Below are 26998 nucleotides of genomic sequence, written 5' to 3'. Positions count from 1 at the left end.
TTACTAAGCCACCCCGTTCCCTATGCAGGAGTTTGATGCGTGTCCTGGATTTATTAATAAAAACAAAAACCTCTCCGCTTAACGGGTCTCGTTTCATAAAACTGCGTACAACTCCACACAGGCTATTGAATCCCCCACGCATATCTACAGCTTGTGAGCACAGGTAATAGCTCTGGGATTCGTTTAAACTAAACATGGTGGATTAATAGAGTTTTATCAGACTGGCAATACGTAAATCATCGAATTTACCGTCTATACGAAGCAGCGCTCCATTGGTGTATTCCAACTCTATATATAAAGGGTTGGCCGAACACTCAGTAATACTGCGTGTCATATTTGTAACTGTTACAGGATGGAATTGTGGACTCGCAGCATCGGTTTGCGGCTGTATATCGCACTCTGCCATGTAGCGCTTTTTCCGGTAAGAAAATTGGTTATCGCTCCAGCCTTCTTTCTTGTAGAATTCATGAGGTCGTAAACCGCTCTTGAAATAGCGTGCTATAACAGGATAGGCTGTCTCTGATCTTAATGGGAATGTTTTCTTCATTTGATTATTTTTGCCATTTTACATTTACTAAACGGTCGGCTGACTCTCGTTATAAACAACCGTGACTTATTTTATAGACAAAGTTAAACCCTGGCGATAGCATGCGCAAGATGCGCAATACCGAACGCTTACAGTGCAGCGGATTAAAGAAATTCCGACCAACACGCCAACCGCCTGAAACGGCGACCTCGTACGAATGGTACGAGGGTAGCACGTTGGTTGCTACAACGCCTGACAATACATATAGTATACCGGACGACGTAAAAAATGTAGCCGGTACCTACTCCTATACCGTTAAGACGATAAATGAATGCTCGGATACGACCAGCGCGACTCCGGCGATTGTAAAGGTGATTGACCTGGCATCACTGCCTGCCGGTACAGGTAATTTCACGGGTAAGATCTGCTTCGATATTGCCTATAGTAATTTCGAAGGGGAGTGTGGGACAGAGGCTGCCCGCCTGACCCAGAAGACCGACTTCGCCCTGACCGATGAACAGGATCCAAAGGCAGGGACAAGTACCCCTATCTACACAGGCACATAGGTGTACACCTTTACCCCGTCGGGCAATGTATCGAATGTGCGGTTCGTTTATGTGGAGGATACTTCTGTTCCCTTCGAGGCTATACAAAGCATGACTGCGAAAGACGATGCAGACTATAGCGGGAACATATCGTCCGGCATCCCTTGTAAAGCCGTCGTGGTTTACAAAGCCTCGCTGAACACAGACCTGCAAGGAAAAGACCGCAACGCTGCTGTTAAACCTGAGTTGTACGTTATTTACAATGACATGAGTGACGAAGCCGGAATCGACCGGGCGATCAAGATGACCGTCATCCTTCAGGACTGCGCGTGCTGCGGGGCTGCCACGTCTACGGGCGGCTGGCTGACCTTCATGTGCCACAACCTGGGTGCAGATGAAAGCTTCGATCCGTTTACATTTGTTCAAGGTAATCCGGATGGTTCGGGCGGTACCCTCGGTCACTTATACCAGTGGGGCAGGCCAAAAGATGGACACCAGCAAAGAAACAGCACAGTTACATCAACGTTGGCGACAAATAATACAGCCACAGCTCCGGCGGACGTTGTGGGTAAATTCATTTTAGACAGCGTCAGCCCGCATGACTGGCTTGCCGGTGGTGGAGAAACTGCCCGTTGGGGCGATGGCTCTACCAATATAAATATGGCAAAGGCTGATAACGACCCATGTCCGCCGGGATGGAAAGTGCCTAGCCAGGCACAATGGGCTTTGATACATAACAACAGTGTGACGTCACCTAATACATGGACTTGGACTGATAGGGGATATATGGTAGGAAACGCATTATTTTTGCCTGCCGCCGGGTACCGCGTTCGCCTCAATACAAATGTGTTAACGGTTGGAACGACTGGTTGGTACTGGAGCACGTCTATTTCCACAATTAAATCCTATGAACTCTATTTCACGTCTGGTGGAGTCTCTTCAGGTAGTTCTAACGATCACGCCCACGCGATGTCCGTAAGATGCGTCGTGGACACAATGTATTAAAAAAAACGAGTGCGGCTATTTGACTAATTGACTATTCGCCTCCAACTATTTTATTTCCCGTCATGCATTTAAAGCATGACGGGACTATTACCGCGAAACCGACACACCCTTCTATCCTATTTATTATGAACTTCAACTGTTTGGGTCGGAGCCAGTTCTGCGTTTCGTTTTTCTACCGACCCTATAAAGTTGTCGGCTAAATGGGCAAATGCCATACCCGTGATGGTATTGTCATTCAAGGCAACGGGAACACCGTTATCTCCTCCCTCGCATATGCTTTGTACAATAGGGATTTGCCCTAATAGAGGGACATGCATTTCCTCTGCCAGATTTTTTGCCCCGTCTTTACCAAAGATGTAATATTTATTTTCAGGTAATTCTGCCGGAGTAAACCAAGCCATATTTTCTACCAATCCGAGTATAGGCACATTTACTTTATCATTGGTAAACATATTAATCCCTTTCCGGGCATCGGCCAATGCCACTTGTTGCGGCGTACTCACTACTACCGCGCCGGTTATTGCAAGTGTCTGTACTAATGTTAAATGGATGTCGCTCGTGCCGGGAGGAAAGTCGATAAGGAAATAATCCAGTTCACCCCAATTAGCATCGGCTATCAACTGCTTCAAAGCATTTCCTGCCATAGCTCCCCGCCATACAACAGCATCATCCCTATTTACAAAGAAACCGATAGATAGCATTTTTACGCCGTATTTTTCCACCGGAACAATATATTCTTTGCCGTCTATCGATTCAAGGAGTGGACGGGCTTCTTCTTCGTTAAACATTTTCGGTAATGATGGCCCGAATATGTCGGCGTCGAGTAATCCCACTTTATAGCCTTTCTTGGCAAGGGATACGGCAAGGTTGACAGATACGGTGCTCTTACCTACGCCTCCTTTACCCGACGATATAGCGATTATATTTTTTACCAGAGGTAGTAACTTTGCCGGTTTCGGCGCTTCTGCTTGTTTTGCTTTGACCTCAATGTTACCCTTTATCTCAATGTTAGGGTCAGCGTAAGTAAGTATAGCTGTTTCGGCTGCCTTTACAATCGATTTGATGAAAGGGTCGTTTGGTTTATCAAACAGGAGAGAGAAACTTACCTTCATCCCATTTATATGGATGTCATCGGATACAAATCCCATCTCCACAATATCTTTTCCCGTTCCGGGGTAACGCACATTACGTAAAGCGTCGAGAATTAGTTTTGGATATATATTAGCCATTTTTAGTTGATTGATTTAATACATTGCTTCTTCCGAAGCTTCGGTAAGGGTCTTTTTCTATTTCTATTTCCGGTTCTGTCCAGATTTTTTTGTCCAGACATTCAAATTTTATATACTTAATATTTAAACCGCGTGCGAGCCATTGTTGTTCATAGAAAGTTTGTATTTTCAGGATATTATCTGTTAATCCCGAATGATACAAGTCGCCAGTTTCGAATAGTACAGGTAGTGAGTTTTCTTTCACCATCGCACAGGTGTATGTGAACATGAAATTGCTGTCCGTTTTGAGATGGATGATTCCATTGTCTGACAGAATCTGACGGTAGAGTTTCATGAACCGTGTAGATGTCATGCGCTTATTCACCTTATTCATCTGCGGGTCGGGGAAAGTGATCCATATCTCGGATATTTCGCCTTGTCCGAAAAAATGAGTAATCAGTTCTATATGTGTGCGCAGGAAAGCGACATTCGTCAAGCCTTCGTTTAGCGATTGTTTGGCTCCTGTCCACATGCGGGCGCCTTTAATGTCCAGCCCTATGAAATTCTTCTCAGGAAATAGTTTTGCCAATCCAACAGTATATTCACCTTTGCCGCAACCTAGTTCGAGGACAATCGGATTATCATTCTTGAAAAAAAGTTCGTTCCATTTGCCCTTCATCCCAAACCCTTCTTCCTGTAATACAGCAAAAGGATATTGAAACACATGTGGGTATTCCTCCATGTTGGCAAATTTTGCGAGTTTATTCTTTCCCATTATTTTGAATTCGTAAATTTGAAAATTAGAATATTAGCAAATGAATTGTCGCTTCGCGCCATTGGCTCATTTTCATATTGACACATTAGCTAATTAAAATTGTTGCATATCACACAGCTTACGGTAATATCCGTTCTTTTCGAACAAATCGTCGTGATGTCCGCGTTCTACAACTTCGCCTTCGTGCATTACACATATTTCATCCGCATTCTTGATGGTAGACAAGCGGTGCGCGATGACCAGTGTAGTCCGGTTTTGCATCAGTCGCTCCAAAGCATCTTGTACCAATCTTTCAGACTCGGTATCCAGAGCAGATGTCGCCTCGTCCAGAATCAGTATCTGCGGATTTTTCAGGATAGCACGGGCGATACTGATACGCTGGCGCTGTCCGCCGGAAAGTTTTCCGCCCCGGTCGCCGATATTCGTATCATATCCGTTTTCAGTTGCCATGATAAATTCATGGGCATTGGCGATTTTCGCGGCTTCTATTACTTGTTCCATCGTCGCGCTTTCTACCCCGAAAGCTATATTGTTGAAAAATGTATCGTTGAATAAAATGGCCTCCTGATTTACATTTCCCATCAGGGCGCGGAGGTCGTGTACATTCGCATCCCTTATATTTACATCGTCTATGTAAATTCCGCCATCATTTACATCATAAAAACGGGGCAGGAGGTCTGCCATCGTAGACTTTCCTGATCCGGACTGGCCTACAAGAGCGATAGTCTTCCCTTTCGGGATGGTTATGCTTACATTCTTTATCACCCAGTTGTTCTCATACTTGAAGTGAACGTTTCGGTATGATATCTCAGTATTGAACGGGATTGGCTTTGGGTTGGCCGGACTTTTGATATTATTTTCGGCAGTCAGTATTTTATCGATACGTTCTACCGAAGCCATCCCTTTTTGTATGGCGTAAACCGATTTGGATAAATCTTTTGCCGGATTGATGATCAGGTAAAAAATGGTAAGGTAGTAGATGAATTTCGATGCGTCCATCGATCCAGAGCCATCCAGAATTAAAGTACCGCCAAACCATAATACAAAGACAACCGCAATAGTACCTAATAATTCGCTCATCGGGTGAGCTAATTGTTGGCGACGGGCAATCCGGTTCGACATACCCCTGAATATATTATTAGAGCCATCGAAGCGATTTTCCATTTTAGACTCAGCATTGAAAGCCTTTATTATACGCAATCCGCTAAGGGTTTCTTCTATTTGCGACATCAATAATCCCCAGTGATTTTGGGCTTCTACCGATTTGCGTTTAAGGCTTTTTCCTACTTTTCCCATAATATATCCGGCTACAGGTAGGAGAATAAGTACAAAAATGGTAAGTTCCCAACTAATAAAAAGCATTGTCGCCAGATATATCAGTATCATGATAGGGTTTTTAGTAACCATGTCGAGGGAACTCATCACCGAGTTTTCCACTTCACCCACATCACCAGTCATGCGCGCTATGATATCGCCTTTTCGTTCTCCGGAGAAGAAGCCCAGAGGTAGGGACAGTATTTTGTCATTTATCTGTTTGCGAATGTCTCTGACTACCCCCGTCCGTACATCGGTGATAAAATAAGCGCTGAGGTAAATAGCTCCTGTTTTGAGTATTGTCATAACGACTAAGGTCAAACCCAATCCCAAAAGTACGGCTCCACCCGAATGGGTACTCATCATATCGGACAGATAAGCATAAAAATTATTTTCTAAAACTTTAAAATCAAGTATATTTTTGACGCTTGATGTATCAACAGGTATATACTCATATACTGTCTCGTCTACTTTGAAAAGAATTCGTAAAATGGGAACTATCAGTGCAAATGAAAATACGTTCAGGATAGCGCTCAATATATTAAAGAACAAATTTAACCCTACTTGCTTTCTGTAGGGTGGCACAAAACGCCTTATCAGTGTTATAAAGTCTTTCATTAGAAAGTATTTAGTTGAAGCGGAATCATCGGTCTTCGAAGTCCGGAGTGAAAAACGCCGCAAGTTAGCTATAATTCTTTATTTATTAAATGGCAGGTATTTTTTTCGTGCTTCCGCAGAAGGAAAATAAACTTCTTTTAGGAAGTTGTTTAATCCTTTACCATAATTTAAAATCTACCTGACAGCACATTGAACTATTTTTTTTACCTTTGCAACTCGAAAATCGCGATATTGACATGGCAGATACCAAACAACAATTTGAGCAAGTGATCTCAATGTGTCGTAATCTTTTTACCAAGAAACTGAAAGATTACGGCGCTTCATGGAGGATACTCCGTCCTCAGTCAGTTACCGATCAGATACTGATCAAGGCAAAGCGCATAAGAAGTATTGAAGAAAAAGGGATGAGCCTGATTGATGAAGGCATTGCTCCTGAGTTTATTGGTATTGTCAACTATGGTATCATTGGACTTATTCAACTCGAATTAGGGTATGCCGATGCCGTAGACCTGACAGAAGAACAAGTCATCGCCTTGTATGATAAGCATATGACTGAAACCAAGGAACTGATGTACGCTAAAAATCACGATTATGATGAGGCTTGGCGTTCGATGCGTATCAGTTCGTATACCGACCTTATCCTCACAAAGATTTATCGCACTAAACAAATAGAAGAAAATAAGGGTAAGACGCTTGTTTCGGAAGGAATAGACGCTAATTATATGGATATGATCAATTATTCCCTTTTTGGATTGATTAAATTGGAATATCCTGATAATGAGGAGTAGATGAGTAAAACGGATATTTTAAAAAAAATACTTGTAGAAGTTTCCAGGATTATTTTGGGAGTGGTTTTCGTTTTTTCCGGATTTGTAAAGGCAGTCGATCCATTTGGTACAGCCTATAAGATAAATGATTATTTTGCAGCCTTCCATTTGTCTTCGTTGTCCTTTCTTTCCATGCCTTTGTCGGCATTGCTTTGTATAGTGGAGTTTGCCATGGGAGCATGTATGCTGTTCGGGCTTTACCGCAAATGGAATTCGAGACTGATGCTTCTGGTTATGGTCTTTATGACTATACTGACTCTTTATCTGGCTATAAAAAATCCTGTCGAAGATTGCGGATGTTTTGGCGATGCGCTGATTATAACAAATTGGCAAACATTTTATAAGAATATAGTATTGTTGCTTTGTTCTGTCTGTGCATTTATGTATTGTGAACGTATCAGCAATCTTTTTACGGGCAAAACCTATTGGCTGGCATTCTTCTATATTTTCATCTTCATAGGACTGTTTACATTCCGTAATTACATTTTTGATCCTCTTATTGATTTCCGTCCGTATAAAATCGGCGCTAATATCCCCGAACTAATGAATGTGGAAGACGGAAAAGGGCGTGAAGAAAAATCATTTCTGGTTTATGCTAAAGACGGGGTAGAGAAAGAATTCACCGAGGATAATTATCCATGGGAAGACAGTACATGGGTGTTCGTTCGTATGGATACGAAGGTGATGAAAGAAGGGGAAACACCGCCGATCAAAGATTTTTCGATAACAAAACTTGAATTCAATCAGTCCCGGACAGAAATCGAAGGGCAGACGGATATTACACAAGAGGTGCTATCAGATACTAATTATGTATTCCTGATGATTTCACCCTTCCTTACGGAGATGTCTATGTCTTACCTCAGTAATTTTGAGGATGTGAAGAATTATGCCGATTATTATGACTATAAATTTTATTGCCTTACAGCCTCGGTTACTGATGAAATAATAAATTGGGCGAAAACCAATACTATAAATTTTGACTTTTGTATAACTGACGAAAGAACTTTGAAAACAATTATCCGTACCAATCCGGGACTCATCTTGTTAAAAAATGGTGTGGTTATCAATAAATGGGCGGACATAAATGTTCCGGCGGAAGAAGATCTATATAAGCCTTTGGATGAGATGCCTTATGGGCAAATGGCCGATGTAAAAGAAGAAAATAAGAAAAACTTATTTTATACAAGTGCAATATTTCTATTACCTTTACTTTTCCTCAAAGGGTTGGACTTTCTCTTTTACAGGAAACAGAAAAAGGAGATTGCCGAAATAGAAAGTAAAGACGACGAAGAATAAATATTTATTAATATAATAAACTACTTTTAAATCATGAGAAAAAATATTGTTGCAGGGAATTGGAAAATGAATAAGAACCTTCAGGAGGGTGTGGCTTTTGCCAAAGACTTGGAAACAGCGCTAGCCGGTAAAACACTGAAATGCGAAGTGGTGATCGGTACCCCGTTTGTTCATTTGGCTAGTGTGGCTTCTGCTACAAAACTTGCAGTAGCTGCTCAAAATTGCGCGGACAAGGCTTCCGGCGCTTATACCGGCGAAGTATCCGCGGCTATGGTAGCATCTACAGGCGCTAAATATGTTATATTGGGACACTCTGAACGCCGCACGTATTATGGAGAGACAGATACTATTTTGAAAGAAAAAGTATTGCTGGCTTTGGCTAATGGATTAAGTCCTATTTTCTGTATCGGCGAAACAAAAGACGAAAGAGAAAAAAATGTGCATTTCGATGTTGTTAAGAGACAGACTGTTGAAGCTTTGTTTAATCTTTCAGCCGAAGATTTCTCTAAAATAGTTATTGCATACGAACCGGTTTGGGCTATAGGAACAGGTCTTACTGCTACTTCAGATCAAGCGCAGGAAATGCATGCATTTATTCGCCAAACTATTGCTGATAAATTTGGTAAGGAAATAGCAGATAATACGTCTATTCTGTATGGAGGTAGCGCTAACGGAGGAAATGCGAAAGAACTCTTTGCTTGTCCTGATATTGATGGTGGGCTTATCGGTGGAGCATCTCTCGATGTAGAGAAGTTTATTCCGGTTATAGAAGGTTTCTGATCTATTATTATATAATTTGTTGCGGATTCAGTTAACGATATCCGCGACACTTTTACTTTTAAAATATGAAAAAAGGGCTTTATCTATTTTTTACTTTTTGTCTTTTTGCCTGTTATACCTTTGCTCAAAAAACGATAGTAGAGGATATCAATACCGCGAAATGGGGGCAAGGAGATGTAAAAGTGATGCAGGACGAAACTATTCAAAACCGCATAGCCATACGCTACGACAACCCGGAGGATAGTATCGAGGATGAACAGATACGGTCTTCTTCTTCCCCGGTCAAAGGTGGCGGATATAAAATACAGGTTTTTATGGGAAACGACCAGCAACAATCTAAAAGAGAAGCTGAATCGAAGCAAGCCCAGATAAAAAACGCTTATCCGGAATTGCAAACGTCAATCGCTTTCAATTCTCCGTTTTGGAGATTGCGTGTGATCAATATAGCAACGAAGGAAGACGCTCAGCAGATTTTGACAGAATTGAAAAGACAGTTCCCGTCATTCGGAAAAGAAATGTACGTTATTCCACCAAACCGATAACTTGATAATGCGAGACGAAAATTCGGCTGATTTACTGGCCGGTCATTATAGAGAGGTAATCTCTCTTTTGGGGGAAGATCCTGATAGAGAAGGTTTACTGAAAACACCAGATAGAGTTGCGAAAGCTATGCAGTTTTTGACAAAGGGCTATAAGGATAATCCGGAAGAAATATTGAAAAAAGCTTTGTTTAAGGAGGATTACCGGCAGATGGTTATTGTCAAGGATATTGACTTCTATTCTCTGTGCGAACATCATATGCTCCCGTTTTGGGGTAAAGCACATGTCGCTTATATCCCGAACGGATATATTACAGGGTTGAGTAAGATCGCCCGGGTTGTAGATGTTTTTGCACGGCGTTTGCAAGTGCAGGAACGTATGACTCTTCAGATAAAAGAATGTATACAGAGTACCTTAAATCCTTTAGGTGTAATGGTGGTCATAGAGGCTCAGCATATGTGTATGCAAATGCGCGGGGTTGAGAAGCAGAATTCCACGACCACAACTTCTGATTTTACCGGAGTGTTCAATCAGGCTAAGACAAGAGAAGAGTTTATCAACCTGATAAGGTAATTAACAAATTCGATTTCAAGATTGTCTACTGTCTACTGTCTACTGTTAACTGTATGTATTTATACAATGTCCATACACATAAAATAGAATCCCCCATAGAAAACGGATATGATGTAAAGTGTATACTAAATACATATCTTGAGGACTTCGGGCAAAAAAAGCAAATGTGTCCTGATGCATGGTTTTCTTGTGGTATACATCCCTGGTTTTCAGATAGATCGGAGGAGTTGTTTACTCTCCTGAAGAAAAACGTGGAAGACTCAACTGTTGTAGCTATTGGTGAAATAGGTTTGGATAGGCTGAAAGGTCCTGATATAGCAAAGCAAATAGCCGTATTCAGAAAACAGATAGAACTGGCGGTTGAAGTCCGCAAACCCATTATAATCCATTGCGTAAAGGCATGGGATGAAATGATCGCGTTATACAAAGAATACAAAGGGACTGTCCCCTGGATTATACACGGATATAGAGGAAATCCGGAACAGACTAGGCAGTTGAGTAAAGTAGGGTTTAAATTTTCTCTAGGGGAGTTTTTTAATAAAGAGTCGGTAAAACATATGCCTTTGGATTCCATTTTCTGTGAAACTGACACTTCTGATCTGACTATTTGTAAGGTGTATGAAAATATTTCCACAGAAATAGGCTTAGATTTAAATCATTTTGCTATTTTAGCAGCTGAAAATATAAAGAATACATTTCGATAGGTGACATATATCTAGTCCAAAGACAATGATTGATGTTAATGCACATATTCTACTGATCTATACAGGTGGTACAATCGGTATGGTTGAAAATCCGGCGACAGGTTCGTTGGAGCCTTTCGATTTTGCCCACATAACGAAACATTTGCCCGAGTTACAACGGTTTAAATTTCAAATCGACCACATCGTTTTCGATCCGGTGATAGATTCTTCTGATATCACTCCCGAACATTGGAAAAGAATAGTACATACCATTGAGACGAATTATACTAAATATGATGGATTTGTTATTCTTCATGGTACCGATACGATGGCATTTACAGCTTCCGCGCTCAGCTTTATGATAGAAAACCTGCATAAACCTGTTGTCTTAACAGGATCGCAGTTGCCTATAGGTAAATTGAGGACAGACGCGAAAGAAAATCTGATAACAGCACTGGAAATCGCTGCTGATAAAGATTCCCTCGGTAATCCTATTGTACCTGAGGTTTGTATATTTTTTCAGAATGATTTATTGAGAGGAAATCGCGCGACTAAAGTAAATGCTGATAATTTTAATGCTTTCAAGTCTCACAACTATTCCAGTTTGGCAAAATCGGGGATACAGATAAGATATAACCGAAAAATGATTATTCAGCCTGATTATGAAAAAAGTACCCGTTTTCACTATCGGTTGGATACAAGGATTGCTTCATTGAGGTTGTTTCCGGGAATAGATAAGCAAACAGTGGAAGCAATACTCGGTATGAAAAATTTGAAAGCTATTATTCTGGAAACTTATGGCTCAGGTAATGCTCCACTTTCTCCTTGGTTTTTAGATCTAATACGCGCGGCTGTTAAAAGGGGTGTAGTTATACTGAACATCACACAGTGTGACATCGGTATGGTGAATATGCAATTGTACGAAACAGGAAGAGAGCTATTGCGTGCCGGAGCAATAAGCGGATTCGACGCGACCTTCGAATCGGCTGTGGCGAAGCTTATGTTTCTGATAGGACACAAATACGATAAGGAAGATATAAAGATCAGAATGCGGGTACCTCTTGTCGGTGAAATAACCCGTCCTGAAGATAGAGTGAATGAAACAATATGAGAATCTGCGGTTAATGGCGGAAAAGGCCAGACCGTCATTTCTGGAATATTACAAAAAAAATAAAAAGCGTTTGGCGAAGATGGATAAAATTATCCATCAATTGCATGACGATATATCCGGAAAAATAGATTGTTTATCCTGTGCCAATTGCTGCCGGAGTCTTGGGCCTGCCATATATGATAAGGACATAGAACGTATGGCAAAGGTTCTGCGGATAAAGCCATCAGAAGTTGTTTCTTCTTATTTGCGGATAGATGAGGATGGTGATTACGTTTTCAAATCCATGCCTTGCCCTTTCCTCATGCCGGATAACTACTGTTCGATATATGATTCCCGTCCAAAGGCATGCCGTGAATATCCGCATACAGACCGGAAAAACTTTGAGCAAATATACAAACTGACAGTTACGAATACCGCAACCTGCCCGATAGCATATGAGGTGCTTTCGGAATTAAATAAGTTGTAAGAAAAGAGGCAGTTATCTTACGATAAACTGCCCATTAGTTTTATTCGAAGTGCTGCTAATTTGACTTCTGCTGAATTTATTTTTTTTCCTCCGGTATCTTGATTTCAACCGTTTCTCCATTCTCCTTCTTTATTTGGAGTATGAGCGGGTCTTTATTCGCAACAGTCCATTCTTTTCCTTGGTTATCGGTAATTTTATCACCAACCTGACGTGAGGTAAAGTCTATATTTTCAAAACTAGATATCATGGGTGGTGGAGGCGGAATTTTTTTTCCGTCCTTAATTTTAGGAGGTGTGAAATATACCGTTTCTTTTTTCTCTGCTTTTATCGGCGGTGGTGGCGGAGGTGGTGCTTTTTCCCCGTCCTTAACTATTTTAGGCGGCGTGAACGTTACAGTCTCTTTCTTCGTTACTTCCTGTTCCTCTGCTTTAATAGTGTCTTTCTTTATTTCAACATTATCGTTCTTCACTTCCGTTATACCTGCATTCCCTTCGTCTGTTTTTGTTTGTTCATTCACTTTTTTCGTGCAGAATGCAAAGGCAAACAACAGAAATAGAGGTAAGATTACGGCTCTTTTCATTACGGCTATGCGTGCTGATGTTTTTTTGGTCATCATAGTCAATCGTTTTTTAGTTAATAAATAATTAAAATTGGATGTTAATGACAGACTATTTTGCCGGCTGATTTTATCTATCAATATCATTTGATAATGAGGTACATCGTTATAAGCGCTTATGACGCCCTCATCTGCTAAGAATTCATGATTAAGTTTTATTCTGTTTTTGTATAAATATAATATAGGATTGAACCAGAACAGGATTAGGAGAAGTTCTATGAAGAGGATATCGAGTGAATGACATTGCCTGACGTGAGTCATTTCGTGTGTTAGAACCTCTTCCTCTATCAATCCTGCTTTGTATTCGTTTTTATTTAAGAAGATGTAGTTTCCAAAGCTATATGGTATAGATCCTGCATCGGTTAATACTATTTTCATATTGCCCGGAACTATATGTTCATTTTTCTTTATCGTTATAATGAGTCGCGCAATATTTATAAGAAATCTTGATAATACGATACCTGCTATTGTAATATAGCCTATGAAGAGAATATTTATTGGATTGGCGGTGTTCGTTTCTTCTTGCACAACAATCATTTCGTTCGTATGCGCTACTTTGTTTGTCGTAACCTGGACTTCAGTGAATGGTAACTTGCCAATTAAAGATGAGCTTCCCGAAATCTCAATCGAAATAAAAGGAATTGTTATCGACAGCACAAGGCTGAACAATAGGTAAAACCTTTTGAAACGGTGCATTGTCTCCTTCTCCAGAAAGAAATAATAGACTGCCAGGAGCAACAATGAACATATGGCCATTTGTAGAAGATAGGTCGTCATGACTTTTTCTTTTTTATTTCCTGATCTACAATTTTTTTCAAATCTTCCAATTCTTCGGCGGACAGATTACTTGTCTTGGCAAAGAATGACGCAAATTGCAAAGCAGAATCTCCGAAGAAATCTTTGATTATTCCGTTCACATGTTTCGAAAAATATTCTTCCTTTTTAATCAGAGGATGGTATTGTCTCGAATTTCCATAGAGTTTATATCCTACAAAGCCTTTATCCTGCATCCTTTTCAATAGAGTTGCTACGGTAGTCGCTGCCGGTTTAGGTTCGGGATAATTATCTATTATCTCTTTCATAAATATATTTTCACCTTTCCAGATGATTTCCATTAGCTGTTCTTCACTTTTCGATAGACTCATTGTTCTATGTTTATGTATTTGGTTCTACAAATGTAGAATATAAATTTTTGTTTCCAAATTTTTTGAAGATTATTTTTATAAAAAAAAGAGAGATACCATAAATGCATACCTCTTTACTATGTTTTTTGTAGACTGATTAATACGCAGCAGTAAAGCGCTGACGCGAAAATTTGTGGTTCTCAAGTCAAAAGGAGATACAGCTGTTGTATTCTTTCCTCCACAGTTTTTTTTGACGGCAATTCTGAGTAAAAGGCTTCGTCGAATAAGCTTTCGACTAAAGATAAACATATCCTCCGATCTGTAAATTCGTAAATAGGAGTTCTGGTAAATGCCGTAAATCCGGCAGGTCTGAATCGGATGCCAAACAAGTCTACTCTATCGGAATAGGAATCTTCAATATAAGTCGTCATTGTCCCGATTATATTTTGGGAGAAAGATTCCATCCCAAACTGTTTAGATAATTCGAAGGAGAAAATAATATCCACACATCCATCAGGCAGTATCTTATAGTATCTTTCTTCCCCTTCAAAACCTACAGTAGCCCAATATGTTTCTATATATGGAGACAGCAATATATTTGGTTGAAACTCTCTATATTTCATAAACTCTAAAGGTTAAAAAGCTTTCTGGCGTTATTTGTAGTTATTTCACCAACTTCTTCGTCTGTTATACCGTATATCTCCGACAACTTTTGCACAACAAACAATGTATATGACGATTCATTCCTTTTTCCCCGATAAGGAACCGGTGACAAATAAGGAGCATCCGTTTCCACAACTATACGGGAAAGATCGGTTTGCTTCAATACAGTAGATAATGTTGAATTTTTGAATGTGACAACTCCGTTTATTCCAAGCAGGAAATTCTCCAGCGACAAAATGCTTTGCAATTCTTCTATCGAACCTCCGAAACTATGAAATACACCCCTTAATTTTTCCGGCCCTACATTCCTGACACATTCTATACACTCGGCTATGGCATCTCTCGAATGAATAGCGACAGGAAGGCCATATTCTATACTCCATCTTAATTGTTCTTCAAAAACGTATTTCTGCTCCTGCTCAAATGTTTTATCCCAATAAAGGTCAATCCCGATCTCACCAATAGCGATATAGGAGCGTGTTTTCAATTGTTGTTTTATCGTATCCAACTCACTTTGCCAATCTTCACCCACACTTGTAGGATGTAAGCCCATCATAGGAATACAATAGTCTTTGTACCGACCGGCCGTATCATGCAATCGCGAAAGAGAGGAAACATCTACGTTAGGCAGTAATATTTTTTCCACGCCTGCGGCTCGCGCCCGGGCAATAACATCATCGATATCGTTGTCAAATTCTTCGGAATAAATATGAGAATGTGTATCAATTATCTTCATCTTGTAAATCAGCTTTTTCTCTTTCTTCCCGCCTCAAATAATAGACGACACCATATTCTTTGCTCCTTTCCAATCTCTCTTTAGGCGGAAAATTAGCATAAGCGGCTTCTACCTGATTCCACAGTGTCGTCAATGTGTTATCTACATCTTTTCGCTGCATACTCAAATTTTCCAACTCGCGAGCGGTTGTATTCTGATATGTTTTTTGTGCAAAATAGGCATCCCTAAATTGTGAGAATGCTACATTTACACGAGCTATCGCCGGATTGTAGATAGGTGCTCCACCTTGCCTGATACGTGTCTGTTCTCCGTTTATCACATTTTCGCCCCAATAGAGCAACAAATCATTACTTGTCAGGTCGGGAACCGTAAAGTTATCAGGTTCAATACCATAAAGTTGTTTTGTCTCTTTTTTAATTTCACTGCGAATCACACAAAAATTTAACACTTGTATAAAATGTGATACATATAAGCGTGCATTCTTGATTAATTTCTGAAATATCCTGTTAGCCGAAGCTTGTGTATCGAGACTATTCTTATACCGGATATATGCACCTTCAAAATTGCGAAGCATTAGTTCCAGTTTATAAATTTCAAGCGATATAATTCCTCGTCCGAAAATAGAATTATGTTTTTCAATCGCTGTTTTCAATGCCTTTATCCGTGCATTATCTGTATTTGGCAAGCGTCTGTATGGCATAGTGAGTGTGTTTTATTATTAAGAAATCCGTGACATGAGATTTTCCGCCAAACTATACAGTTCTTTCTTCTTGTTCCTATCCACATTTACTTTATCGAGGCAACTTATCGCCTCCTTATAGTACCTGTTGATAAGTTCCTCTGATTTTTGTTTCAGGTTCAATTTGTCATAAATAGCTGTAACAGCCTTTATTTTAGCCTCTTCACTATAGTTGGTTTTATTTATCCACTCCATCAATTCACCTTTAGAAGCACTGTCTTCCAATGCATTTATCAGCAGGAATGTTTTTTTGTTGCAAAGAATATCTCCACCTATACGCTTACCAAAATTGGTACTGTCGCCGTACACATCGAGCAAATCATCTTTTAATTGAAAACCTAATCCTACATTAATGCCGAAATCGTACAGATTATTAGCGTCTGCATCCGAAGCCCCTGCTACTATGGCTCCTTCTTTCAGAGTACATCCCAACAATACAGCTGTTTTAAGCCTTATCATCTCCAGATATTCGGGAATAGTAACATCCATGCGCTGCTCAAATTCCATATCGTATTGCTGTCCGCAACAGATCTCGGTTGCAGTAACAGAGAACAAGTCCAGGGCAGGCTTTAAGTATTCAGAATCGACTTTAGCTATCTCTTTATATGCTTCTATCAACATGGCATCACCCGAAAGTACCGCCGTATTATCACCCCACTTTATATGTACGGTAGGTTCCCCTCTCCGCATATTGGCTCTGTCCATCAGATCATCGTGCAAAAGTGTAAAATTATGAAATACTTCGATAGCCAATGCCACCGGCACCGCCCGTAAAACATCATCCCTGTACAGGTTGTAGGACATGAGTGTCAATGCCGGACGCACCCTCTTACCTCCAAGTGAAAGTATATAGGTAATAGGCTCAAAAAGAGACTGCGGATCGATATTATACTCTATTTTTGATATTTCGTTATTTACAATGCCGAGTATGTCCTCAAATGTATAAGCGGATCCCATAATTAAGTTGATATTATATACTGTTCGCTAGCGAATAAACTGCTTTACAGACAAAGATAACTAAAATTATACGGAATTTACAAGTACAAACTCCTATTTCCCAGGACAAACCTTTCAAAAAAATGAAGAATTAAAAATGAAAAATGAAGAATGGCGCAAAGCGACAGTAACAGTAAACAGTTATCAGTCAACAGTCAACAGTCAACAACTTGTACCTCGTATCTCGTCTACTCGTAACTTTTTAACTAAAAAGTAACAAACTTCTACAGTCAGCAGTAGCCAGTAGTCAGTAGTCAGTAAACAGTCGACCTTTTCGTCATTGCGAATTGAAAATCGGCGGAGCCAACAGGAGTGAAGCAATCCAGAGTATTGATTATTAATGGATTGCTTCGGGTAAACCCTCGCAATGACGTGCGACAGTCAACAATCAACAACTTGTACCTCGTATCTCGTCTACTCGTAACTTTTTAACTAAAAAGTAACAAACTTCTACAGTCAGCAGTAGCCAGTAGTCAGTAGTCAGTAGTCAGTCAACAATCAACAACTTGTACCTCGTACCTCGTATCTCGTCTACTCGTAACTTTTTAACTAAAAAGTAACAAACTTCTACAGTCAGCAGTAGCCAGTAGTCAGTAGTCAGTCAACAATCAACAACTTGTACCTCGTATCTCGTCTACTCGTAACTTTTTAACTAAAAAGTAACAAACTTCTACAGTCAGCAGTAGCCAGTAGTCAGTAGTCAGTAGTCAGTAGTCAGTAGTCAGTCAACAATCAACAACTTGTACCTCGTACCTCGTCTACTCGTAACTTTTTAACTAAAATGTAACAAACTTCTACAGTCAGCAGTAGCCAGTAGTCAGTAGTCAGTCAACAGTCGACCTTTTCGTCATTGCGAATTGAAAATCGGCGGAGCCAACAGGAGTGAAGCAATCCAGAGTATTGATTATTAATGGATTGCTTCGGGTAAACCCTCGCAATGACGTGCGACAGTCAACAATCAACAACTTGTACCTCGTATCTCGTCTACTCGTAACTTTTTAACTAAAAAGTAACAAACTCCACACTCATTTTTAAATTTTCAAATCTTCAAATTCGCTAATTTTCAAATTAAAAATCGTATTTATAGATAAAACTAACGCCGGACCATAGTACATGACAAAAAATATTTTACATACATTTAAAAGACTTATTATGTTGCCCTTACAGGGCGCGGTTCCCTAGTCTGTCATCTACCCGGGGTGTTACCCCGGGCTGGAATATACCAGGCCTTCAGCCTGTTTATTTCCATGATGCCCTGAAGGGGCTACATGATATAGCCCAATGGCAACGCCTTGGGTGGGAAAACGAAATCCCCTGAAACCGCGCCCTGTAAGGGCAATATATGATTTTGTAATATTTTTTGTCATGTACTATGCGCCGGACAATGTTTCACTCTTCGTTCTTCACTTTTCATCGCTTCGCGCCATTCTTCTTTATTCTTCATTTTTTTGATGGGTTTGCCCTGTTTTATATCAGGGGGAGGTAAATAAGTAAAAGATAAATATTACCTTTGTTTTTCGAAAAAATCAAACGTTTACAAATAATATACTTGTTAACTAATTTTTGAAATGAAAATAGCTATTGTAGGTACAGGTTATGTAGGTCTGGTGACAGGAACTTGTTTCGCAGAAATGGGGACAGAAGTCTACTGTGTAGATATCGATCGAAAGAAAATAGAGAATCTGAAAAATGGAATTATTCCTATTTTCGAACCTGGACTCGATGAAATGGTAGACCGCAATTTTAAGGCGGGGCGTTTGCGTTTTACTACCGACCTGAGCTCGATTCTTAACGAAGTAGATATTGTTTTTTCCGCCGTTGGTACTCCTCCTGACGAAGATGGCAGCGCCGATCTTAAATATGTATTGGACGTAGCTCATACAATTGGCAAGAACCTCAATAAATACATGCTTATTGTAACCAAAAGTACTGTTCCTGTAGGAACTGCTAAATTGGTAAAGAAAACCATTCAGGACGAGCTGGATAAAAGAGGTTTGCCGGATCTTAAATTCGATGTGGCATCTAATCCCGAATTTCTGAAAGAAGGCGCGGCTATAACGGATTTTATGCAACCCGACCGTGTGGTTGTCGGCATTGAATCGGAAGAAGCCCGGAAACTGATGGAGCGTTTATATAAGCCATTTACATTAAATAATTATCGTATTATTTATACAGATATACCGTCTGCCGAAATGATCAAGTATGCAGCCAATGCCATGCTTGCTACACGCATCAGCTTTATGAATGATATTGCCAATCTGTGTGAGATTGTAGGGGCAGATGTAACCATGGTACGTAAAGGAATAGGCTCGGATGCCCGTATCGGTTCCAAATTCTTATATTCAGGTTGCGGATATGGTGGCAGTTGCTTTCCTAAAGATGTGAAGGCAATCATCAAAACCGCAAAAAAACTGGGTTACAGAATGGAGATTCTCGAAGCTGTGGAGAACGTAAATGAGCGCCAGAAAAATATTCTTTTCGAAAAACTGATGAAATATTATAATGGCGATATCAAAGGAAAAACAATTGCCGTATGGGGATTGGCCTTCAAGCCTAAAACCGATGATATGCGCGAGGCTCCGTCGCTGGTACTGATAGACAAAATAATCGAAGCCGGAGCTAAAGTAAGAGTTTATGATCCGGTAGCAATGGAAGAAGCTAAAAAACACCATTTGGGAGACAGTGTTATATATGCAAAAGATATTTATGATGCCACTCTCGATGCCGATGCCATTTTGATGGTGACAGAATGGAATGAGTTCCGTCTGCCTACATGGGATGTAATAAAGAGAACGATGAAAAAGCCCGTTGTGTTTGACGGCAGGAATATATACAATAAACAGGATATGAGCGATTCCGGTTTCGACTATTTCGGAATAGGAATTTAATATCTATATGCGCATATATGATTACAGTAGAAGGTATTACCAAGAGTTTTGGAACACTGAATGTACTGAAAGGGATTGACCTTCATGTAGGGAAAGGTGAAATTATATCCATTGTCGGGGCCAGTGGCGCGGGAAAAACAACCCTCCTCCAGATAATGGGGACATTAGATAAACCGGATAGCGGGACGATCGTAATAAATGACCAAAAACTCAGTAAATTAAGCGATAGCCGTTTGTCCGATTTCAGAAATAAAAATATAGGATTTGTCTTTCAATTTCATCAGCTTTTGCCTGAGTTCACAGCTTTGGAAAATGTAATGATGCCTGCTCTCATCGGTAAAATGAAAGAAGCTCAAGCCAAAAAGAGAGCTAAGGAATTACTCGACTTGCTAGGATTGCCGGATAGGATGGAGCATAAACCAAACGAGCTTTCGGGAGGAGAAAAGCAAAGGGTGGCGGTAGCCCGTGCCCTGATTAATGATCCGGCCATAATCCTTGCCGATGAACCGTCTGGAAGTTTAGATACGGAAAATAAAGCCGAACTTCATCAGCTATTTTTCAAATTGCGCGATACCTTGGGGCAAACTTTCGTAATTGTAACGCATGATGAACATCTGGCTTCCATAACCGACCGTACAGTACATATGAAAGACGGTCGGATCATAGATTATCAACCTATAGCTCTTTAATTATGGTTTCATCTTCTGATAAGCGGCTTTATCAGATAGCCCTTACTATGATTGCCGGAATAGGGGATATTACTGCCCGTAATATTCTGCAAGCCATTGGAGACGAAGAAATAATATTCAAGTCCGGTAAAAAAGATCTTCGCCATAAAATCAATCTGCCTGCAAAAATTATAGATGAAATACTTGATCCTGCGATTTTGGAAAGAGCTGCCGAAGAGCTTGAATTTGTAGAAAAGAATGATCTCAAGCTTTATTTTGTTAGCGATAAGGATTATCCCGGCAGATTAAGGGAATGTGCCGACGCCCCTGTATTATTTTACTTCAAGGGGGATATCGACTTCAATGCAAAGAAAGTTATAAGCATTGTCGGTACCCGTAAATCCACCTCCTATGGTAGTTCTTTCTGTGATACCTTTTTACAAGATATATCGGCAATAGCGCCCGATACATTGATAGTAAGCGGACTTGCTTACGGAATAGATATTCAGGCGCATCGTGCGGCATTGAAATACAATCTGCCTACGGTAGGTGTACTTGCTCATGGATTGGATATTATATATCCGTCGGCACACAGTCAGATTGCTGCCGAAATGGCGCGTCATGGCGGTGTTTTATCCGAGTTCAGGAGTAAGACTGAGCCTGAACGTTTCAACTTTGTAAGGCGCAACCGTATTGTGGCAGGGATATGCGATGCTGTTATAGTTGTAGAATCGGATGAAAAAGGAGGTTCGCTGATTACAGCTGAAATAGCAAATTCGTATTGTAAAGACGTTTTTGCCGTACCAGGTAAGATAACTGATAAATATTCGCGTGGATGTAACAAACTGATTGCATCGCACAGGGCAGACTTGTTTCAGTCGACAGGATATTTTCTGCAACAAATGGGTTGGGACGAGCAATCTAAGAAAAAGAAGCCACAGCAACAACAGCTCTTTATAATACTGTCCGACGATGAACAAGCTATTGTGGATAAACTTTCTACCCAAGATTCATTGCATATCGATCTGTTAGCCGGTTGTTTGAATCTTCCTGCATATCAGTTGTTTTCTCTTTTACTCGATATGGAGATGAAAGGTCTTATAAAAAATATGCCGGGCAATATGTATGCCTTGGCATAATTTAGATTTTTTATAAGCTGAAATCAACTTCTCTTATTTTGTCAAGTTCAAGCATATTCTCTGAGGTCTTTTTTATGATTAAAGCCTTTATTCTGCAAAATGAGTAAAGATCAACCCTTTTCCATTAGTTTCTTAAACTCAGCCTTGTTTCCCGCAAAGGCATTCAGGTCGACCACTGTTTTAATTCCTTCCAATCGTCCCCGGTTGGTATATTGCCAGAAAAGCCAGTCGCGCCCGTCGGGCAAATTGGGTTTGGACAATATATCCCGTATCCAGACCGGATTATCAGGGAACTGATTCTCCATATAGTTCTTGTAAAATTCGTTTGTTGTATATATAATAGCCTTTTTCCTATAGTGATCTTCTATAATATCCAGATAAACCGATATTTCATGTATCAGATCTTCTTTACGGTTTTGCATCCGGCAGTTACCTGCATATTCCAAATCGACAATCGGGGGCAGATCTATACTATCCCTGGGCACATAATGGATATAATTGCGCGCCTGTTCTTCTCCGGCTTTACAGAATGTAAAAAAATGATACGCTCCTGCCGGAATATCATTATCCCGTGCCCGGCGCCAGTTTTCCTGAAACAGCGAATCTTTATGGTTCCCGCCTTCTGTGGCTTTGATAAAAACAAACTGTACAGCTTGCTTATCCAGTACAGGCCAATCTATTTTTTGCTGATGATGTGATATATCTATGCCCTGAACCGGATATTCGGCATATGAAGGATAGTTCATCCGTATATATCCATTACTGTAAGCATAATAAAGGCTTATGCCGATGGATCCTAACAGCATTGCAGCAATAAGGGCTATAATAATATATTTCTTCATATGCTAATACCTGACAACGATTAAGTAATCTAAAATATTTACTGTCGCATGTCATCCTGACCGTAGGGAAGGATCTTGACCCCAAAAAGAGACACGAGATGCTTCGTTCCTCAGCATGACAAATATGACAATAAATCTTATCATTTACTTACCGTGTTGCTAAGATATAATATTTATAAGACTTTCTTAAATCTTTCCAAAAATTCTTTTGCTTGCTCCATCGTCAGACATAATGGAGGAAGAAGGCGGAAAACATGGGTTCCGGTGGCTCCGGTAAAGACCTTTTCTTCGAAAAGCAGTTTTGTCCGTTTTTCCTTGATCGGTTCGTCAAATTCCATACCGATCATCAGCCCACGCCCGCGAACTTCTTTTATCTGAGGAAATTTTCTCAACTCTTCCATCAGGAAGTTACCTACGTTGTAAGCGTTTTCTATCAGGTTTTCTTCTTTCAATATATCAAGTACAGCGATAGCTGCGGCGCAAGCGAGATGATTGCCTCCAAATGTTGTTCCAAGTTGGCCATATACTGCTTTGAACACCGGATTGATCAATACCCCTGCCATTGGGAAACCATTACCGATACCTTTGGCTACGGTAATTATATCGGCTTGGATACCATCATATTGATGGGAGAAAAATTTACCGCTACGTCCATATCCCGATTGTATTTCGTCAAGAATAAGTATTGTTCCTGTTTCTGTACATACCTCGCGTAGTTCTTTCAGGAAACCGGTATCGGGCACATGAATTCCGGCAACGCCTTGTATCCCTTCAATAAGAACCGAACTGTATTCTTCCGTTGCCAATTCCTTCTTTATAAATTCAATATCATTGAAAGGGGCGAAGACATAGTTTGGATTCACATTCACCGGCGCCGAATAACTCGGTATATCTGTCGCGGCTACTGTCGCGGATGTCCGCCCGTGAAAGGCTTTCCTGAAAGCAAGCACTTTTTTACGTCCGTTATGGAAAGAAGCCAGTTTGATTGCATTCTCATTTGCTTCAGCTCCGGAATTGATCAGGAACAGGAAATAATCAGGATAACCGCATTGCTCTCCGAGTTTTTGCGCCACTTCCTGTTGGAGTTTATTTATGACCGAGTTTGAGTAAAAACCTATTTTATTCAATTGATCTGTAATCTTTTGCACATAATAAGGATGGGTATGTCCTACCGAAATAACAGCATGTCCACCATACAAATCAAGATACTCATTTCCCTTATCGTCGTACACATAACACCCCTCACCTTTTACGATATTAATATCGAATAGTGGAAATACATCGAATAATTTCATTATTGATCTGTTTATTATAATATTTCAAATTTCTCTCGCTTCGCGCCAATTGACACATTTTCAAATTTTCAAATTGACTTATTTATTTCGTTTATTAGTTCTATTACACCTTCTTTCTGGATGATATACATACCCAGCCGGACATCTGTAACACCATCTTTCAATTTGTACGTATATACCGGATGCCCATTCTGCTGCTCAATCTCAAAATAGCTGAATTTGATGTTGTCTTCTCCTTGCAGTTCATTTGTAACTTCCACGATATGAGAGGAAATTACAAAAAACGAGGTTTTTATTTGAGCGAAAGCCGATACAATAGCCAAAGTACCGTCATAGGCGTCTTTTACATTTGTTCCCCTGAATAGTTCATCAAAGAGGACCAGCATATTCTTATTGGTTTTCAGCCGGGTAGCCACATCCTTTATTCTCATAACTTCGGCATAGAAATGGCTGTAACCCGAACTAAGATTATCGGAAATATTAATTGTCGTACACAAGCCGGACAGTACATTTAGTTTCATCCTTTTTGCAGGAACAGGTAGTCCTGCATGCGCCAGATACACAGCTACGCCCAACGCTTTGAGAAATGTGGATTTCCCTGCCATATTCGGTCCGGAAATAAACAACAGGTTAGCCGACCTGTCGAAATGTACGTCATTGCCTACCGCCTCATCTACAAAGAGATGCTTCAGGTCTTCTATATCGAGGACATTCTCTGTTTCAGGCACTATTTCAGGATAAATCAGGTCGTACAATTCTGCTGTTTTTACCACCGAAAGAAATGCATCGTATTCATATACCATATCGAGGATAAACAAAACGTCTTTCCTGTTCGTATAACGAAACAGATAATCGAATCGGGCTGTATCGTAAGCCGACAACTTTTTTGAATCTTTTACCCGGTCAAACTCCAACTGTTCGAACAAGCGCAGTATCTCATCGTTATTTCTAAGTAAAAGAGCCGGGCAATCAGCTATTTTCAACTTCTCTGCCAACTGTTGTGAAAACTTATAGAAACCTTTCAATAGGTTCACCAGACTTTCTACCCCTTTCTCTACCAGATAATAATCATTGCTTGAAGTTATTTTCCCTATGATCTTTCTTTCTATTGCGGCAATCCGGGTTGGTGGCCTTTGTACACGGCCACTATGCCGTAAATAATATTCGGAAAAATCAAGCGCGTCTTTATCCACATCGAGCCCCGATGGAAGATGTTTTTGGAAAAACGCTATGGCATCTTTTCTTTCTTCAATCTTCTCATAATCGGACAAAGGATTTCTCAATATTTCATACAGGCGGTTTCTTCCCCCAATACATTGAGTGTGGTTAAACAGGTTGAATACGGTCTTATCTGCTTTATTCAATCCAAAAATCTCCAGATCCTTTAGCGTCTGTTTATCGACTTCAAATTTCATAGCTCCGAGCATTATAAGGTTTATTTTATTTATTAGATACAATAAATATTATTTTTCCATATCTATCCTTATAATTTTCACTATAATTCTTTCATATATTCTACCACCTTACCCATAGCTACATCCCAGTTAAGGCGTGTTTTATAATCATTGAATGCGGACAAAGCCAATTCGCCGTATATCTTATTATCGGTAAAGACCTCATATATCCGCTTTGCATATTCCTCGGGAGCAATACCCGATGGCAACATGATCCCGTTATCCTCGTTAAGTATCGACGGAATCCCACCCGTATTAGACGACACACAAGGTACGCCGTAAGACATAGCCTCAGAAAATACCACCGGAGTGCAATCGGCTCGTGAAGGAATAAACAGAAAATGACTCTGAGTAATCAGGTCTTCTATCCTCTTTACACCTTCGGGTGTCCCCTTGCTTATTCGCCCATGATTGATGATATAAGGAGGCAAATCCTCAACAGGCAAATCATCGATACCAACGATATGCAATTCGGCAGGCAAATTCAAACTTTCGTTCAGATATTTTACCGCTTCGATAGCAATATCCCCACCTTTACGATGCCATTCCACGCCCAAAAACAAGAGTTGGCAAGTACGGCTATCTCTTTTTTCTACAATCTTTTTTATATTTTCCACAGTCAGGTGTTGTGGCGGCAGATTAGCTCCGAAAGGTACAATCCTGATCTTAGACGGATCGGTATTATAATCGCGGATTGCACTGTCGGCAGCCCATTGCGAACTGAATATTGCCAGCTTGCACGAGTCCAGCGACAATTGCTCTGTCTTCATTCCCTCTTTTGTATATTGAGTGCTAAGATTAGTAAAGTAGTTATAATAATTTATCATCGATGCAAACGTGGCATCGGTATATATAACTTTCGGTTTATTGGTATCTAAATACGACAAAACCGTTGTACTGGGAGAGAAGACTATATCCGTCGATTGCTTTAATTGCTTCAATATTTGCCGGGCGTATCCCTTACCGATTTCCGGCGAACGGTCAGCCCTATATATCTTATTTCGTCCATATATTTTATTTTTAATTTTCAAAGATAAAGGCCAGTTCTCTTCCAGACCGGTTATATATTCCATATCAGCCTCTCGTTCAAGGCTTTTTGCCATGTAATATACTAGTCCCGACCAATGCTTAACGTCAATAGATGGAAAGTTCGTTATATAGGTTATGTTCATTTTCGAGTAGTAAGTTATAAGTAATAAGTTATGAGTTAGATTTCCGAATAGTATTAATCAACGAAATTAGCATAGCTTTCAGTTCATCAGCTTCTCTATCCAACTTATCGTATTCTTCGTTGCCAATATAATTCAAATCTCTGGCTAAAAGTAAATAATATAAACTTTCATTCAAAGAGCCAAGAGCTATATTTAAAAATTGGGCAAAGTCTGATTTCGTATTTCGGCCTGCACCTTCTGCAATATTTGCAGGAATAGAGACTACTGATCTTCTTAATTGAGAAGTTAAACTGTATGTTTCCTCCCTTGGAAAAGATGTAGTGATTCTGTATATACCTAAAGTTAAAGAATGAGCTTTCTCCCAAACTTTCAATTTCTTATAATCCTGCATACTTACAA

30 protein-coding genes are annotated in these 26998 nt (G+C 40.1%); 13 read left to right on the top strand and 17 right to left on the bottom strand.

The genetic code is table 11. The features are described from left to right. Positions 1 to 196: IS66 family insertion sequence element accessory protein TnpB (gene tnpB, locus ACYPZI_RS06290; RefSeq protein ID WP_459599728.1), on the bottom strand; the 196-nt coding region annotated here is incomplete at its 3' end. 6 nt (positions 197 to 202) lie between these two features. Beyond that, a complete protein-coding gene (locus ACYPZI_RS06285; protein WP_459599727.1) occupies positions 203 to 547 on the bottom strand; it encodes a hypothetical protein in 345 nt (114 codons plus the stop codon). 101 nt (positions 548 to 648) lie between these two features. Between ACYPZI_RS06285 and ACYPZI_RS06280 the strand changes: the two genes are divergently transcribed. Together ACYPZI_RS06280 and ACYPZI_RS06275 are read left to right on the top strand one after the other, a co-directional pair. Beyond that, entirely contained in the window at positions 649 to 1092 is a 444-nt protein-coding gene (locus ACYPZI_RS06280) for a hypothetical protein (RefSeq protein ID WP_459599726.1), read from the top strand. After that, the gene (locus ACYPZI_RS06275; RefSeq protein WP_459599725.1) at positions 1093 to 2076 is read left to right on the top strand and encodes a fibrobacter succinogenes major paralogous domain-containing protein; all 984 of its coding nucleotides are present in this window, start codon (positions 1093 to 1095) and stop codon (positions 2074 to 2076) included. 116 nt (positions 2077 to 2192) lie between these two features. Here ACYPZI_RS06275 and ACYPZI_RS06270 read toward each other — a convergent pair whose 3' ends face one another. The 3 genes from ACYPZI_RS06270 to ACYPZI_RS06260 form a co-directional block, all read right to left on the bottom strand. Then, positions 2193 to 3305 (bottom strand): Mrp/NBP35 family ATP-binding protein, encoded by a 1113-nt coding sequence (locus ACYPZI_RS06270; protein WP_459599724.1) that lies wholly within the window; start codon positions 3303 to 3305, stop codon positions 2193 to 2195. Beyond that, positions 3298 to 4059: a tRNA (guanosine(46)-N7)-methyltransferase TrmB gene (gene trmB / locus ACYPZI_RS06265; RefSeq protein WP_459599723.1), complete on the bottom strand. Its 762-nt coding sequence runs from the start codon at positions 4057 to 4059 to the stop codon at positions 3298 to 3300. Before trmB ends, ACYPZI_RS06270 begins: the two co-directional genes overlap by 8 nt. A gap of 93 nt (positions 4060 to 4152) precedes the next feature. After that, positions 4153 to 5991 carry an ABC transporter ATP-binding protein gene (locus ACYPZI_RS06260; RefSeq protein ID WP_459599721.1) on the bottom strand — a complete coding sequence of 613 codons (1839 nt, stop codon included), beginning with the start codon at positions 5989 to 5991 and terminating at the stop codon, positions 4153 to 4155. A 236-nt stretch (positions 5992 to 6227) separates the two neighbouring features. Between ACYPZI_RS06260 and ACYPZI_RS06255 the strand changes: the two genes are divergently transcribed. The 8 genes from ACYPZI_RS06255 to ACYPZI_RS06220 all read left to right on the top strand — a co-directional run bounded on the left by ACYPZI_RS06255 (position 6228) and on the right by ACYPZI_RS06220 (position 12267). Continuing rightward, a complete protein-coding gene (locus tag ACYPZI_RS06255; RefSeq protein ID WP_459599719.1) occupies positions 6228 to 6779 on the top strand; it encodes a DUF1599 domain-containing protein in 552 nt (183 codons plus the stop codon). Next, positions 6780 to 8114, top strand: a complete 1335-nt coding sequence (locus ACYPZI_RS06250; RefSeq protein WP_459599717.1) for a BT_3928 family protein — start codon at positions 6780 to 6782, stop codon at positions 8112 to 8114. A 33-nt stretch (positions 8115 to 8147) separates the two neighbouring features. Then, positions 8148 to 8894 (top strand): triose-phosphate isomerase, encoded by a 747-nt coding sequence (gene tpiA, locus ACYPZI_RS06245; RefSeq protein WP_459599715.1) that lies wholly within the window; start codon positions 8148 to 8150, stop codon positions 8892 to 8894. A 65-nt stretch (positions 8895 to 8959) separates the two neighbouring features. Then, entirely contained in the window at positions 8960 to 9436 is a 477-nt protein-coding gene (locus ACYPZI_RS06240) for an SPOR domain-containing protein (RefSeq protein WP_459599713.1), read from the top strand. A gap of 7 nt (positions 9437 to 9443) precedes the next feature. Then, positions 9444 to 10007, top strand: coding sequence for a GTP cyclohydrolase I FolE (gene folE, locus ACYPZI_RS06235; protein WP_459599711.1), 564 nt, complete (start codon positions 9444 to 9446; stop codon positions 10005 to 10007). A gap of 53 nt (positions 10008 to 10060) precedes the next feature. Further along, positions 10061 to 10711, top strand: coding sequence for a TatD family hydrolase (locus ACYPZI_RS06230; RefSeq protein WP_459599709.1), 651 nt, complete (start codon positions 10061 to 10063; stop codon positions 10709 to 10711). A gap of 25 nt (positions 10712 to 10736) precedes the next feature. Then, positions 10737 to 11801: an asparaginase gene (locus ACYPZI_RS06225; protein ID WP_459599707.1), complete on the top strand. Its 1065-nt coding sequence runs from the start codon at positions 10737 to 10739 to the stop codon at positions 11799 to 11801. Beyond that, positions 11788 to 12267 carry a YkgJ family cysteine cluster protein gene (locus tag ACYPZI_RS06220; RefSeq protein ID WP_459599705.1) on the top strand — a complete coding sequence of 160 codons (480 nt, stop codon included), beginning with the start codon at positions 11788 to 11790 and terminating at the stop codon, positions 12265 to 12267. Before ACYPZI_RS06225 ends, ACYPZI_RS06220 begins: the two co-directional genes overlap by 14 nt. Positions 12268 to 12343: 76 nt before the next feature. Here the strand turns inward: ACYPZI_RS06220 and ACYPZI_RS06215 are convergent, their stop codons facing one another. From ACYPZI_RS06215 to ACYPZI_RS06185, 7 genes are all read right to left on the bottom strand, one after another. Further along, on the bottom strand, positions 12344 to 13660 hold the full coding sequence (locus ACYPZI_RS06215; protein WP_459599703.1) for a M56 family metallopeptidase: 1317 nt from the start codon (positions 13658 to 13660) through the stop codon (positions 12344 to 12346). Further along, the gene (locus tag ACYPZI_RS06210; RefSeq protein WP_459599701.1) at positions 13657 to 14028 is read right to left on the bottom strand and encodes a BlaI/MecI/CopY family transcriptional regulator; all 372 of its coding nucleotides are present in this window, start codon (positions 14026 to 14028) and stop codon (positions 13657 to 13659) included. The genes ACYPZI_RS06215 and ACYPZI_RS06210 overlap by 4 nt, the downstream gene beginning before the upstream one ends. Positions 14029 to 14207: 179 nt before the next feature. Then, positions 14208 to 14630 (bottom strand): DUF6597 domain-containing transcriptional factor, encoded by a 423-nt coding sequence (locus ACYPZI_RS06205; protein WP_459599699.1) that lies wholly within the window; start codon positions 14628 to 14630, stop codon positions 14208 to 14210. Between the two features lie 5 nt (positions 14631 to 14635). Then, positions 14636 to 15406 (bottom strand): TatD family hydrolase, encoded by a 771-nt coding sequence (locus tag ACYPZI_RS06200; RefSeq protein WP_459599697.1) that lies wholly within the window; start codon positions 15404 to 15406, stop codon positions 14636 to 14638. Further along, positions 15393 to 16106, bottom strand: a complete 714-nt coding sequence (locus ACYPZI_RS06195; RefSeq protein WP_459599695.1) for a hypothetical protein — start codon at positions 16104 to 16106, stop codon at positions 15393 to 15395. The genes ACYPZI_RS06200 and ACYPZI_RS06195 overlap by 14 nt, the downstream gene beginning before the upstream one ends. Before the next feature lie 18 nt (positions 16107 to 16124). Further along, positions 16125 to 17102 (bottom strand): polyprenyl synthetase family protein, encoded by a 978-nt coding sequence (locus ACYPZI_RS06190; RefSeq protein ID WP_459599693.1) that lies wholly within the window; start codon positions 17100 to 17102, stop codon positions 16125 to 16127. A gap of 1241 nt (positions 17103 to 18343) precedes the next feature. Then, a complete protein-coding gene (locus ACYPZI_RS06185) occupies positions 18344 to 18508 on the bottom strand; it encodes a hypothetical protein (protein ID WP_459599691.1) in 165 nt (54 codons plus the stop codon). Positions 18509 to 18709: 201 nt separating this feature from the next. Between ACYPZI_RS06185 and ACYPZI_RS06180 the strand changes: the two genes are divergently transcribed. The 3 genes from ACYPZI_RS06180 to dprA are packed head-to-tail and all read left to right on the top strand — an operon-like array spanning position 18710 to position 21836. Then, positions 18710 to 20029 carry a UDP-glucose dehydrogenase family protein gene (locus ACYPZI_RS06180; protein WP_459599689.1) on the top strand — a complete coding sequence of 440 codons (1320 nt, stop codon included), beginning with the start codon at positions 18710 to 18712 and terminating at the stop codon, positions 20027 to 20029. A 17-nt stretch (positions 20030 to 20046) separates the two neighbouring features. Next, positions 20047 to 20718 (top strand): ABC transporter ATP-binding protein, encoded by a 672-nt coding sequence (locus ACYPZI_RS06175; RefSeq protein WP_459599687.1) that lies wholly within the window; start codon positions 20047 to 20049, stop codon positions 20716 to 20718. A gap of 2 nt (positions 20719 to 20720) precedes the next feature. Continuing rightward, complete coding sequence (dprA, locus tag ACYPZI_RS06170) at positions 20721 to 21836, top strand: DNA-processing protein DprA (protein WP_459599685.1); 1116 nt, start codon at positions 20721 to 20723, stop codon at positions 21834 to 21836. A gap of 110 nt (positions 21837 to 21946) precedes the next feature. Here dprA and ACYPZI_RS06165 read toward each other — a convergent pair whose 3' ends face one another. The 5 genes from ACYPZI_RS06165 to ACYPZI_RS06145 all read right to left on the bottom strand — a co-directional run bounded on the left by ACYPZI_RS06165 (position 21947) and on the right by ACYPZI_RS06145 (position 26990). Next, a complete protein-coding gene (locus tag ACYPZI_RS06165) occupies positions 21947 to 22678 on the bottom strand; it encodes a glycoside hydrolase family 25 protein (protein ID WP_459599683.1) in 732 nt (243 codons plus the stop codon). A 173-nt stretch (positions 22679 to 22851) separates the two neighbouring features. Next, positions 22852 to 23973, bottom strand: a complete 1122-nt coding sequence (locus ACYPZI_RS06160; protein ID WP_459599681.1) for an aspartate aminotransferase family protein — start codon at positions 23971 to 23973, stop codon at positions 22852 to 22854. A gap of 68 nt (positions 23974 to 24041) precedes the next feature. Further along, positions 24042 to 25388 carry a MutS-related protein gene (locus tag ACYPZI_RS06155; protein ID WP_459599679.1) on the bottom strand — a complete coding sequence of 449 codons (1347 nt, stop codon included), beginning with the start codon at positions 25386 to 25388 and terminating at the stop codon, positions 24042 to 24044. 80 nt (positions 25389 to 25468) lie between these two features. Then, the gene (locus ACYPZI_RS06150) at positions 25469 to 26599 is read right to left on the bottom strand and encodes a glycosyltransferase family 4 protein (protein ID WP_459599677.1); all 1131 of its coding nucleotides are present in this window, start codon (positions 26597 to 26599) and stop codon (positions 25469 to 25471) included. Between the two features lie 28 nt (positions 26600 to 26627). After that, positions 26628 to 26990 carry a four helix bundle protein gene (locus tag ACYPZI_RS06145; protein WP_459599675.1) on the bottom strand — a complete coding sequence of 121 codons (363 nt, stop codon included), beginning with the start codon at positions 26988 to 26990 and terminating at the stop codon, positions 26628 to 26630. Between the last annotated feature and the right edge of the window lie 8 nt (positions 26991 to 26998).

Source organism: Dysgonomonas reticulitermitis, assembly GCF_054601275.1.
Note: the sequence above shows the minus strand (reverse complement) of the source record. Positions and strands in the feature narration are given on the sequence as shown.

Bases quoted from the DNA above. Each gene is read 5' to 3' on its own strand.
- ACYPZI_RS06240 (WP_459599713.1), top strand. From the start codon at position 8,960: ATGAAAAAAGGGCTTTATCTATTTTTTACTTTTTGTCTTTTTGCCTGT.
- ACYPZI_RS06260 (WP_459599721.1), bottom strand. From the start codon at position 5,991: ATGAAAGACTTTATAACACTGATAAGGCGTTTTGTGCCACCCTACAGA.
- tpiA (WP_459599715.1), top strand. From the start codon at position 8,148: ATGAGAAAAAATATTGTTGCAGGGAATTGGAAAATGAATAAGAACCTT.
- ACYPZI_RS06160 (WP_459599681.1), bottom strand. From the start codon at position 23,973: ATGAAATTATTCGATGTATTTCCACTATTCGATATTAATATCGTAAAA.
- ACYPZI_RS06195 (WP_459599695.1), bottom strand. From the start codon at position 16,106: ATGCCATACAGACGCTTGCCAAATACAGATAATGCACGGATAAAGGCA.
- ACYPZI_RS06190 (WP_459599693.1), bottom strand. From the start codon at position 17,102: ATGGGATCCGCTTATACATTTGAGGACATACTCGGCATTGTAAATAAC.
- ACYPZI_RS06215 (WP_459599703.1), bottom strand. From the start codon at position 13,660: ATGACGACCTATCTTCTACAAATGGCCATATGTTCATTGTTGCTCCTG.
- folE (WP_459599711.1), top strand. From the start codon at position 9,444: ATGCGAGACGAAAATTCGGCTGATTTACTGGCCGGTCATTATAGAGAG.
- ACYPZI_RS06175 (WP_459599687.1), top strand. From the start codon at position 20,047: ATGATTACAGTAGAAGGTATTACCAAGAGTTTTGGAACACTGAATGTA.
- ACYPZI_RS06145 (WP_459599675.1), bottom strand. From the start codon at position 26,990: ATGCAGGATTATAAGAAATTGAAAGTTTGGGAGAAAGCTCATTCTTTA.
- ACYPZI_RS06250 (WP_459599717.1), top strand. From the start codon at position 6,780: ATGAGTAAAACGGATATTTTAAAAAAAATACTTGTAGAAGTTTCCAGG.
- ACYPZI_RS06210 (WP_459599701.1), bottom strand. From the start codon at position 14,028: ATGAGTCTATCGAAAAGTGAAGAACAGCTAATGGAAATCATCTGGAAA.
- ACYPZI_RS06155 (WP_459599679.1), bottom strand. From the start codon at position 25,388: ATGAAATTTGAAGTCGATAAACAGACGCTAAAGGATCTGGAGATTTTT.
- trmB (WP_459599723.1), bottom strand. From the start codon at position 4,059: ATGGGAAAGAATAAACTCGCAAAATTTGCCAACATGGAGGAATACCCA.
- ACYPZI_RS06150 (WP_459599677.1), bottom strand. From the start codon at position 26,599: ATGAACATAACCTATATAACGAACTTTCCATCTATTGACGTTAAGCAT.
- ACYPZI_RS06255 (WP_459599719.1), top strand. From the start codon at position 6,228: ATGGCAGATACCAAACAACAATTTGAGCAAGTGATCTCAATGTGTCGT.
- ACYPZI_RS06280 (WP_459599726.1), top strand. From the start codon at position 649: ATGCGCAAGATGCGCAATACCGAACGCTTACAGTGCAGCGGATTAAAG.
- ACYPZI_RS06185 (WP_459599691.1), bottom strand. From the start codon at position 18,508: ATGACAAAAAATATTACAAAATCATATATTGCCCTTACAGGGCGCGGT.
- ACYPZI_RS06200 (WP_459599697.1), bottom strand. From the start codon at position 15,406: ATGAAGATAATTGATACACATTCTCATATTTATTCCGAAGAATTTGAC.
- ACYPZI_RS06230 (WP_459599709.1), top strand. From the start codon at position 10,061: ATGTATTTATACAATGTCCATACACATAAAATAGAATCCCCCATAGAA.
- ACYPZI_RS06180 (WP_459599689.1), top strand. From the start codon at position 18,710: ATGAAAATAGCTATTGTAGGTACAGGTTATGTAGGTCTGGTGACAGGA.
- ACYPZI_RS06285 (WP_459599727.1), bottom strand. From the start codon at position 547: ATGAAGAAAACATTCCCATTAAGATCAGAGACAGCCTATCCTGTTATA.
- ACYPZI_RS06225 (WP_459599707.1), top strand. From the start codon at position 10,737: ATGATTGATGTTAATGCACATATTCTACTGATCTATACAGGTGGTACA.
- ACYPZI_RS06270 (WP_459599724.1), bottom strand. From the start codon at position 3,305: ATGGCTAATATATATCCAAAACTAATTCTCGACGCTTTACGTAATGTG.
- ACYPZI_RS06220 (WP_459599705.1), top strand. From the start codon at position 11,788: ATGAAACAATATGAGAATCTGCGGTTAATGGCGGAAAAGGCCAGACCG.
- dprA (WP_459599685.1), top strand. From the start codon at position 20,721: ATGGTTTCATCTTCTGATAAGCGGCTTTATCAGATAGCCCTTACTATG.
- ACYPZI_RS06205 (WP_459599699.1), bottom strand. From the start codon at position 14,630: ATGAAATATAGAGAGTTTCAACCAAATATATTGCTGTCTCCATATATA.
- ACYPZI_RS06165 (WP_459599683.1), bottom strand. From the start codon at position 22,678: ATGAAGAAATATATTATTATAGCCCTTATTGCTGCAATGCTGTTAGGA.